This is a genomic window from Denitrobaculum tricleocarpae, assembly GCF_007004665.1.
Lineage (GTDB): Bacteria > Pseudomonadota > Alphaproteobacteria > Kiloniellales > Kiloniellaceae > Denitrobaculum > Denitrobaculum tricleocarpae.
In genome coordinates, this window is record NZ_ML660082.1 from 1 (window position 1) to 1,684 (window position 1,684).

Genomic DNA, 1,684 nt, shown 5'->3' on the forward strand with positions numbered 1-1,684 from the left:
TGACGCTTGACGGTGTCTTGGGTGTCGAGGGTGGTTCCTTTGGTCGATCGACGGTTTTCTTTAATGGTGAGCAGACGGTTTCTGGGACGGGAGCGTTCGTTCTTGGCGGTTCGGATGTTTCGGTCGGTTATCAGAGCCATGTTTTCCGTTTCTTTGGTGAGCAGTCTGGTGTTGAGGAGGTTCTGACCTTTGGTCCTGATGTGACCTTGCGCGGGACGGGTTTCGGCTATGCGTCACAGACCGGGGATCATCTGCGTTTTCTTGGGGATGTGATTGCGGACGGGGGGCGGCTTTCACTGCTCGATGTGGACAACGGTGGCGAGATGCTTTCGCTGTCTGAGGTGAACGGTGGTGAACTGGTACTGCGCCGTGGTTTGTCGAATGCGGTGGTCGATATCGCGGCCGGCTCGGCAGTCGATATATCGGGCGATGTGACGTCTGTGTCTCTGACGGGGGCTGGGACGGCGCATCTGAGTTCGGTTTCCCGGATTGATGGTCTGACGGTTGGCGCGGGTTCGGCTGCGTCGATTGATGTGGCGGGCGGTGGCGGCTACGGCTACAGCAGCCGCTCCGCGACGATCGATGCGGATCTGACCGTTGACGGGACTTTTGAGATTGCGGGTGGAGCGTCCCGGACGGCTGCAGTTATTTTCTCCGGCTCGCAACAGGTTGATGGTTCCGGTGAGATCCTTTTGAGCCGTGCCAATGCCCTAGATGCGGGCATCGTGAACAACAGCCTGCGTTTTGACGGTGTTTCGACGAACGCGGAGACTTTGGTTTTTGGCGAGGACCTAACGATCCGTGGGGATGGCCGTTTTTATGCGACGGGTGCGAACGACCGTCTGCAGGTTCTGGGAACGCTCGCGGGGATCGAGGGCGGTGCCCTGCGTCTGGACGACATCGATAATGCAGGTGAGAGTTTTGCGGTTGATGCGAGTGCCGGCGTGGTTGCGGTTCAGGGTCGGATCGAGGATGCGGTGATCGAGGCGGCGGCCGGTCAGACGGGGCGTCTGGAGGTTGTGTCCGGAACGCTTGAGGGTGTGACGCTCGGGATCGATACGGCTCTGGATGCGAGCGGGGCACGCAAGACGCTGACGATCGAGCAGGGGCTGACCCTGAATAATGCGGATCTTTCGCTTGAGGGATCCCAGTCACGCATAGCGACGCTGCGCTTTGCGGATGAGCAGACGGTCGATGGTTCCGGTGAGATCCTTTTGAGCCGGGCGAATGCGCTCGAGGGCGGTGCGGTCAACAACCGGATTGACTTCGAGGGTGCGTCGAATGCCGCGGAGGTCCTGACCTTTGGCGCCGGGGTCACGATCCGGGGCGACGGCCGGCTTTACGCCTCTGACAGCAACGACCGGATTCAGGTCCTTGGAACGCTTGCGGGGATTGATGGCGGTATCCTGCGTCTGGACGACATCAACAATGCGGGTGAGAGCTTTGCGGTTGATGTGAGTTCGGGCTCGGTTGCACTTGACGGCTGGATCGAGGATGCGGTGATCGAGGCTGCTGCGGGTCAGACGGGCCGTCTGGAGATCGTGAGTGGTCTCTTTGAGAATGTGACGCTGGGGATCGACACTGTTCTGGATGCGGCCACGACGAACCGGACATTGAGCATCGACGAGGGTCTGACATTGGACGCCGACTTCATCTTGGCGGGCAGCGTGAACCGTTCAGCGCG

At 60.2% G+C, this 1,684-nt stretch carries 1 protein-coding gene; it reads left to right on the top strand.

The genetic code is table 11. The features are described from left to right. Positions 1–1,684, top strand: a 1,684-nt coding sequence (locus FKG95_RS29860; protein ID WP_179954343.1) for a hypothetical protein, incomplete at both ends; no start/stop codon positions are given.